Source organism: Limnohabitans sp. 2KL-1 (assembly GCF_003063435.1).
GTDB lineage: Bacteria > Pseudomonadota > Gammaproteobacteria > Burkholderiales > Burkholderiaceae_C > Limnohabitans_A.
Window position 1 is genome coordinate 20386 of record NZ_NESL01000018.1, and the last position, 7218, is coordinate 27603.

Here is a 7218-nt window from a genome sequence, read left to right on the forward strand (position 1 = left end):
TGCAAACCACTCACAGCGCTTCAGATTGGGCAGATACTTGCGCTTTTTGCAAAGCGAAGCCCACGATTATGCCTGCGAAAATCGGCTTGTGCAACCACTTGCCCAAAAAAATTTGGTTGCCACCCACGCACCGGGCTTTGCACGGACATTCCTCAACTGCAGGAAGCTTTCGCCCAGCCACGTGAGCGGCTCACCGCCTCGCGCCAACGCGCCCTGTGGTCCTGGCGGCGTCCGTCATCCCAATGCGGCACAAAACGCCGTTCTTCTTGCCATTGCGCTGACAATTCAGCAGAACTGGCCCAGTAATCCGTCGCCAGGCCAGCCAGATAGGCCGCACCCAAGGCTGTGGTTTCAGTTACCCGGCTGCGCACCACGGGCACACCCAGTACATCGGCCTGGATTTGCATCAACAAGTCATTTCGGCAAGCCCCCCCATCCACACGCAATTCGGTCAAGGCCAAACCACTGTCGGCGCTCATGGCTTGAAAAACGTCGGCCGTTTGCAAAGCGATCGCCTCCAAAGCGGCTCGCGCAATGTGAGCACGCCCCGTCCCACGGGTCATACCAACCAGCGTGCCCCTGGCTTGCCCATCCCAATCGGGTGTGCCCAGGCCTGCAAATGCGGGCACCAAGAACACGTCGCCCGTATCTGGCACGCTGGCAGCGAGGCTTTCAACTTGAGGGGCACTGTCAATAATTTGCAACCCATCCCGCAACCACTGAACCGTGGCTCCGGCCATGAAGACCGAACCTTCCAAGGCATACGCCATGGGGCGCGCAGCTGCGCTAGGACCTTGCCAGGCCACCGTACCTAACAATTGGTGTGAACTGCTCACGGGCTGGTCTCCGGTATTCATCAGCATGAAGCAGCCAGTTCCATAGGTATTTTTGGCCATGCCGGGCGCAAAGCAGGCTTGTCCGAAAAGTGCAGCTTGCTGATCACCCGCCCAGCCCGCAATCGGCACGCAGGCTCCCAACAGCTGGGCGTCTGTTTCGGCCATCACCCCACAAGAAGGCAGGATCTGAGGCAATACCGCCGGCGGAATATCCAGCAGCGCCAGCATCTCTCGGTCCCAAGTGCCGGTTTTCAAATTGAACAACAGCGTGCGCGAGGCATTGCTGGGCTCAGTGGCATGCACCCGCCCCCCGGTCAGTTGCCACAGCAGCCAGCTGTCCACCGTACCGAAGGCCAATTCACCGCGCTCTGCACGTACACGGGCACCGGGTACATGGTTGAGCAGCCAAGCCAGCTTGGTTCCCGAAAAATAAGCATCGAGTACCAAGCCGGTTTTGGCGGCAATCCCCGGGGCATGGCCTGTCGCCCGCAACTCATCGCAAAGTCCGGCCGTACGCCGGTCCTGCCAGACGATGGCCGGTGCCACGGGCTCACCCGTGCGGCGATCCCACAACACCGTGGTTTCGCGCTGGTTGGTGATGCCCATCGCGCGCAGTTGACTCGCGTTGATGCCAGCGCGCGCGAGCGCGTCCCGCATCACGGCCAGCTGGGTCTGCCAAATTTCCCGGGCATCGTGCTCGACCCATCCTGGCCGTGGAAAATGCTGGGTGAATTCGCGCTGCGACATGGCAACCACTTGACCGCCATGGTCAAACACCACGGCGCGAGAACTGGTGGTGCCTTGGTCAATTGAAAGGATGTAGTCCATGACCGCAAGGCTAACGCAAAGACGCTTGCACAAACAGCGACAATTGCCGAATTGACCTTTCATCCAAGACACCTGCGAGACTCAGCCTCATGACTTTTTTTGCACACCACATCGCTTTCATAGGAGGAGGCAATATGGCCAGTGCCATCATTGGCGGCCTGATCCGGCAAGGCATGACGCCTGAACAATTGACCGTGGTCGAGCCCTTCACCGAAACTGCGGGCAAGCTGCACCAAGACTTTGGCATCACTGCTCTGCCGGCGGCAGGTCCAGCCCTGTCAAGGGCTGATCTGGTGGTCTGGGCCGTCAAACCGCAAGTCTTCAGTGAAGCCGCTGCCCCTGTCATGCCACACACCCTGGGCGCACTGCACCTTTCAGTCGCAGCAGGCATCCGCACCGACAGCATTTGCCGTTGGGTCGGCACCGATCGGGTGGTGCGCTGCATGCCCAACACACCCGCACTGGTGGGTCAGGGCATCACAGGGCTGTTCCCCTGCCCGGCGGTCACGTCCGCTGACCAGGCACTGGTCGAGCAGGTGATTGGCACGACAGGCCAATTCCTGTGGGTTCAGCAGGAATCCCATCTGGACGCGGTGACCGCTTTGTCGGGCTCAGGTCCAGCCTATGTGTTTTATTTCCTCGAAGCCATGACCGAAGCCGGTGTCGGCATGGGTTTGAGTGCCGAACAAGCCTACAAACTGGCCGTGGCCACGTTTTCGGGCGCATCATCTTTGGCGGCAGCATCCACAGAATCGCCCGAGGTGCTGCGCCAGCGCGTCACATCCAAAGGTGGCACCACTTATGCAGCCCTCACCGCGATGGAAGCGGCCGGAATCAAACCCGCTTTTGTGAAAGCCATGCAAGCGGCCGAGCACAGGGCGCGTGAATTGGGCGACGAATTCGGCAAGGCTTGAGAGCTGGCGCACGGGCACCACGCGCCCGAAGGCAATGGGCCAGCTTTCAACCCCAAGGATAAGAAAGCACCACGCCCGCAAACACACTGAAACCCAGCCAATGGTTTTTCCGAAAGGCCGTGAAGCAGCCTTCGCGGGTGCGGTGGCGGATCAAAAAATAATGCCACGCCACCTGGCCTGCCGAGACCGCCCAGGCCAGCCAGAACCACAGGCCTTGCTGGGACGCATCCAGCAGCCAGGCCCATATCCATAAATACGCCACATAAAAAGCCATGATGGCGGGCACATCCTTGTCGCCCAGCGTGATGGCCGAGGTCTTCATGCCGATCTTCAAGTCATCGTCACGGTCCACCATGGCGTATTCGGTGTCGTAGGCCAGCACCCAAAACAGGTTCCCCAGCAACAAGCCCCAAGCCCCAAGCGGCACTTGCCCTTGCACCGCCGCAAACGCAATCGGGATGCCGAAACTGAACGCCACGCCCAGCACAGCTTGTGGCATGGAGACAAGCCGTTTGGCATAGGGGTAGACCAGGGTCACGGCCAACGCCGCGAACGACCAGGCGATGGTGGCCGTGTTGGTGGTCAGCACCAAGCCAAACGCGCTCAGCGCCAGCACAGCGCCAACCCCCAAAGCTTCACGCGTGCCGATGCGCCCACTGGTCACCGGGCGGTTGGCCGTGCGCTTGACATGCTTGTCAAAGTCGCGATCGGCCACGTCGTTGATGCAACAGCCGGCGCTGCGCATGAGGATGGTGCCCAGGGTGAAGACCAGAACCAGATGCCAACCCGGAAATCCGCCGGCTGCCACCCACAAGGCGGCCAATGAGGGCCAGAGCAACAGCAACCAGCCCGCAGGCCGGTTCCAACGGATCAAATCCAGATACAGCTTGAGTTTGTCGGTCATGGGTGAATTATCCGTGCGCCGAAGTCATGTGGAAGGCCCCCCTGCGGCCGAATGCTTGCAGTGACTCAGGCCCACATTCGTGAGCGGGGGTTCGCTCGCACAGGCAGCACTCAGGACAACCGTGTCACACCCGGCAGCGGGCAGGCATAGATGGCGTTGCGCACAGCGGCAATCGCTTCATAGCGGGTGTAGCTGCGCCGCCAGGCCAGCACCACACGGCGGGTGGGCGGCTTGCCGCCAGCTGGATCGACAATGGGCAGGTAGCGCACGGGCGCATCGTGCCGTCCGCCCGAGCGCTTGAGCACGGGCTTGAGTTCGGGCACCGACAAGCGGGGCACCAAGGTCACGCCCATGCCTGCCGCCACCATGTGTTTGATGGTCTCCAGCGACGAGCCCTCGAAAGTCTTGCGGATGCCATCGGTCTGGCTGGCGTAGCGAGCAAACTCGGGACAGACCTCCAGCACATGGTCGCGAAAGCAATGGCCTGTGCCCAGCAGCAGCATGGTTTCGTTTTTCAGCTGATCGGGGGTGATGAACGCCTCTGTGGCCAGCGGGTGGTTCAGGGGTAAGGCGGCCATGAAGGTCTCGTCGTACAAGGGCGCCACAGCCAGACCCGACTCGGGAAAAGGCTCGGCCAGGATGGCGCAGTCGATCTCACCCGTGCGCAACATTTCCAGCAGGCGCACGGTGAAGTTCTCTTGCAGCATCAACGGCATCTGCGGGATGTCAGTGATGATCTGGCGCACCAAATCGGGCAGCAAATACGGCCCGATGGTGTAGATGACCCCCAGCCGCATGGTGCCCGACAGAGGGTCTTTGCCTCGCTTGGCAATTTCCTTGATCTCGGCGGCCTGCTCCAACACGCTTTGCGCCTGGCGCACGATCTCTTCGCCCAGGGCGGTGACCGACACCTCGCTGGCACTGCGCTCGAACAGCTTGACCTCCAGCTCTTCTTCCAGCTTCTTGATGGCCAGCGACAAGGTGGGCTGCGACACGAAGCAGGCCTCGGCCGCCTTGCCAAAGTGCTTTTCGCGGGCCACGGCCACGATGTATTTGAGTTCGGTCAGGGTCATGGCTTGAATTTAACAGTCAGGCTTTCAAATATTCGGATTTCCCGCCCAGCCAGCGGTGAATGTGCCGCTCAGCCAGTTGCGGGTGCTGGTCCAGCATTTGCGGGGCCAGCGCACTCGCCCAATCCAACAAGTGCCCATCGGTCTCCAGATCGGCAAATCGCAGCAAGGGCGCACCCGACTGGCGTGCCCCCAAAAACTCGCCCGGCCCCCGAATTTCCAGATCGCGCCGGGCGATCTCGAAACCGTCATTCGTCTCCACCATGGCGCGCAGGCGCTCGCGGGCGGTTTCGCTCAAGCGCCCGCCCTCGGGCGTGCCATATAAAAGCACGCAGGCCGAAGCCGCCGCACCCCGCCCTACCCGACCGCGCAACTGGTGCAGCTGGCTCAGGCCAAAGCGCTCGGCATGCTCGATCACCATCAGCGAGGCATTGGGCACATCCACCCCCACCTCGATCACCGTGGTGCTGACCAGCACGCCCATCAGCCCAGCGGTGAAGAGTTCCATCACCGCCTTCTTTTCGGCCACGGGCATGCGCGAATGCAACAGACCCACCATCACGCCCGGCAGGGCTTCGCTCAGGTCAGCGTGGGTTTGCGTGGCATTGGTCAGGTCCAGCGCCTCGCTTTCTTCAATCAGCGGGCAAACCCAGTACACCTGCCTACCCTCTTGCAACTGCGCACCGATGCGAGAGACCACTTCGTCGCGGCGGTGGTCCGACACCACGCGGGTCACGATGGGCGTGCGCCCGGGCGGCAGCTCGTCAATCACAGAGACATCCAGATCTGCGTAATAGCTCATGGCCAGCGTGCGCGGGATGGGCGTGGCCGTCATCATCAGCATGTGCGGCTCCATGCCATCGGCCTGCATCTTGCCGCGCAGAGCCAGGCGCTGGGCCACGCCAAAGCGGTGCTGCTCGTCGATCACAGCCAGCGCCAGGTTCTTGAACTTGACGTGGTCCTGAATCACCGCGTGCGTGCCCACCACCAGCGCGGCCTCGCCCGACTCGATCAGCGCCAGCATGGCGGCACGTTCTTTTTTCTTCTGGCTGCCAATCAGCCAGGCGACTTTCACGCCTAAAGGCTCCAGCCAGCCCACCAGCTTGGCAAAGTGCTGGGTGGCCAAAATTTCGGTCGGGGCCATCAGGGCGCATTGCCAGCCCGCATCCACGGCCACCATGGCCGCCAGCGCGGCCACCACCGTCTTTCCCGCACCCACATCGCCTTGCAGCAAGCGGTGCATGGGTACGTTGCGGGCCAGGTCTTTGGCAATCTCGCGGCCCACGCGCTGCTGGGCATTCGTCAGCCCGAAAGGCAAGGCGGTCAAAAGTTGCCCATACAACCCCTTTGACTTGAGCTTCAGGGCCGGGGCCCGCAACAAATCGCGCTCGCGCTTGGCGGTGAGCTGCGACAACTGCTGCGCCAGCAACTCCTCGCACTTGAGGCGAACCCAGGCCGGGTGGCTGCGGTCTTCGAGCGCGGCCAGCGAAACATCGGGTGTGGGGTGGTGCAAAAACCGCAAGGCATCGCGCAATGACCAGGCCCCACGCGGGTCCGGCCAGGGGATGCCTTGGGGCAGCGTCTCGCTCAGGTCGGCATGGTTCAGGCCCGTGATGACAGCCCTGCGCAAATAGGCCTGCGCCAGCCCGGCCACCGTGGAATACACCGGCGTCAAAGCCTCGGCCAGGTTGCCGCCTGCGGCCTTGAAGGTCGGGTGCATCATGGTCAGGCCCATGAAACCGCCCTTGACCTCGCCCCGCGCCCGAATGCGGTTACCCACCGCCAGCGCCTTCTGGTGCGAAGGGTAAAAACTGAAAAACCGCATCACACAGGTGTCCGAGCCGTCGTCCACCGTCACCAGCAACTGGCGGCGCGGCCGCATCGTGATCTCACACGCCGTCACCGTCGCCTCAATCTGCGCGGTATCGCCCTCGCGCACATCGCGCAGCCGGACGATGCGCGTCTCGTCCTCGTAGCGCAGTGGCAAATGCAAGGCCAGATCAATGTCACGCACCAGGCCCAACTTGATCAGTGCTTTTTGGGGCGCGCTGAGTGTTTTGGCAGGCAAACGACTGGGTGGCATTTCAGACATGTGGCGATTGTGCCGCCTGCTCAGGCCTTTCTAGGATGCGCCGCGCACCTGAGTTGCCAAATGCATCGCAGCCACGACCTCACGAACAGTTCTTCGATCATGCACGGGCAATGCCATGTAGCGGCTCAGCATTTCTCGATCTGCCATATTGAATCCAGCAGTCATACCGGTGTCTTCGGCTGCTTTTTGCAAGCCAGTCGCCTGTCCAAAACGCAGTTCGTCAGGGCCCACTTGCAGCCAATCGGCCAACACCCTCAATTTGTCCTGTGTCGGAATGGACTTGCCCAACAGCCAATTTCGCGCCGTATGCGGGGTGATGCTGCGCCCCCAATACCTGAGGTTGAATTCGTTGGCCACCACCGTCGGCGAAATCCGCACGCCCGAAGCCTCCAGCGCTTGCCGAAGTCGCTGCGCAAATGCTTGGGTTTCTTTGGAGGAGGACATCCTGCTAACTGTCATGAATCCAGAGCGACGCCCCGAATGATGAAAGAAACTTGAGGGTGGAGGAGCCAAGGGTAGATGCCGAGAAACTTTTTTGGGGACCACAACCCCGATAGCTAACTTGGCACGCCAT

At 61.6% G+C, this 7218-nt stretch carries 6 protein-coding genes; 1 reads left to right on the forward strand and 5 read right to left on the reverse strand.

The features are described from left to right. Positions 1-152: 152 nt before the first annotated feature. Entirely contained in the window at positions 153-1664 is a 1512-nt protein-coding gene (gene glpK, locus B9Z47_RS18190) for a glycerol kinase GlpK (protein ID WP_233253878.1), read from the reverse strand. A gap of 89 nt (positions 1665-1753) precedes the next feature. Between glpK and proC the strand changes: the two genes are divergently transcribed. Further along, complete coding sequence (gene proC / locus B9Z47_RS18195) at positions 1754-2578, forward strand: pyrroline-5-carboxylate reductase (protein ID WP_108332615.1); 825 nt, start codon at positions 1754-1756, stop codon at positions 2576-2578. 46 nt (positions 2579-2624) lie between these two features. Here proC and ubiA read toward each other — a convergent pair whose 3' ends face one another. From ubiA to B9Z47_RS18215, 4 genes are all read right to left on the reverse strand, one after another. Beyond that, on the reverse strand, positions 2625-3482 hold the full coding sequence (gene ubiA, locus B9Z47_RS18200) for a 4-hydroxybenzoate octaprenyltransferase (RefSeq protein WP_108332616.1): 858 nt from the start codon (positions 3480-3482) through the stop codon (positions 2625-2627). 110 nt (positions 3483-3592) lie between these two features. Continuing rightward, positions 3593-4555, reverse strand: coding sequence for a LysR substrate-binding domain-containing protein (locus tag B9Z47_RS18205; RefSeq protein ID WP_108332617.1), 963 nt, complete (start codon positions 4553-4555; stop codon positions 3593-3595). Between the two features lie 16 nt (positions 4556-4571). Then, positions 4572-6644: an ATP-dependent DNA helicase RecG gene (gene recG / locus B9Z47_RS18210; RefSeq protein ID WP_108332618.1), complete on the reverse strand. Its 2073-nt coding sequence runs from the start codon at positions 6642-6644 to the stop codon at positions 4572-4574. A 30-nt stretch (positions 6645-6674) separates the two neighbouring features. Next, on the reverse strand, positions 6675-7218 hold a 544-nt coding region (locus tag B9Z47_RS18215; protein ID WP_233253879.1), incomplete at its 5' end, for a hypothetical protein.

Bases quoted from the DNA above. Each gene is read 5' to 3' on its own strand.
- recG (WP_108332618.1), bottom strand. From the start codon at position 6,644: ATGTCTGAAATGCCACCCAGTCGTTTGCCTGCCAAAACACTCAGCGCG.
- proC (WP_108332615.1), top strand. From the start codon at position 1,754: ATGACTTTTTTTGCACACCACATCGCTTTCATAGGAGGAGGCAATATG.
- glpK (WP_233253878.1), bottom strand. From the start codon at position 1,664: ATGGACTACATCCTTTCAATTGACCAAGGCACCACCAGTTCTCGCGCC.
- B9Z47_RS18205 (WP_108332617.1), bottom strand. From the start codon at position 4,555: ATGACCCTGACCGAACTCAAATACATCGTGGCCGTGGCCCGCGAAAAG.
- ubiA (WP_108332616.1), bottom strand. From the start codon at position 3,482: ATGACCGACAAACTCAAGCTGTATCTGGATTTGATCCGTTGGAACCGG.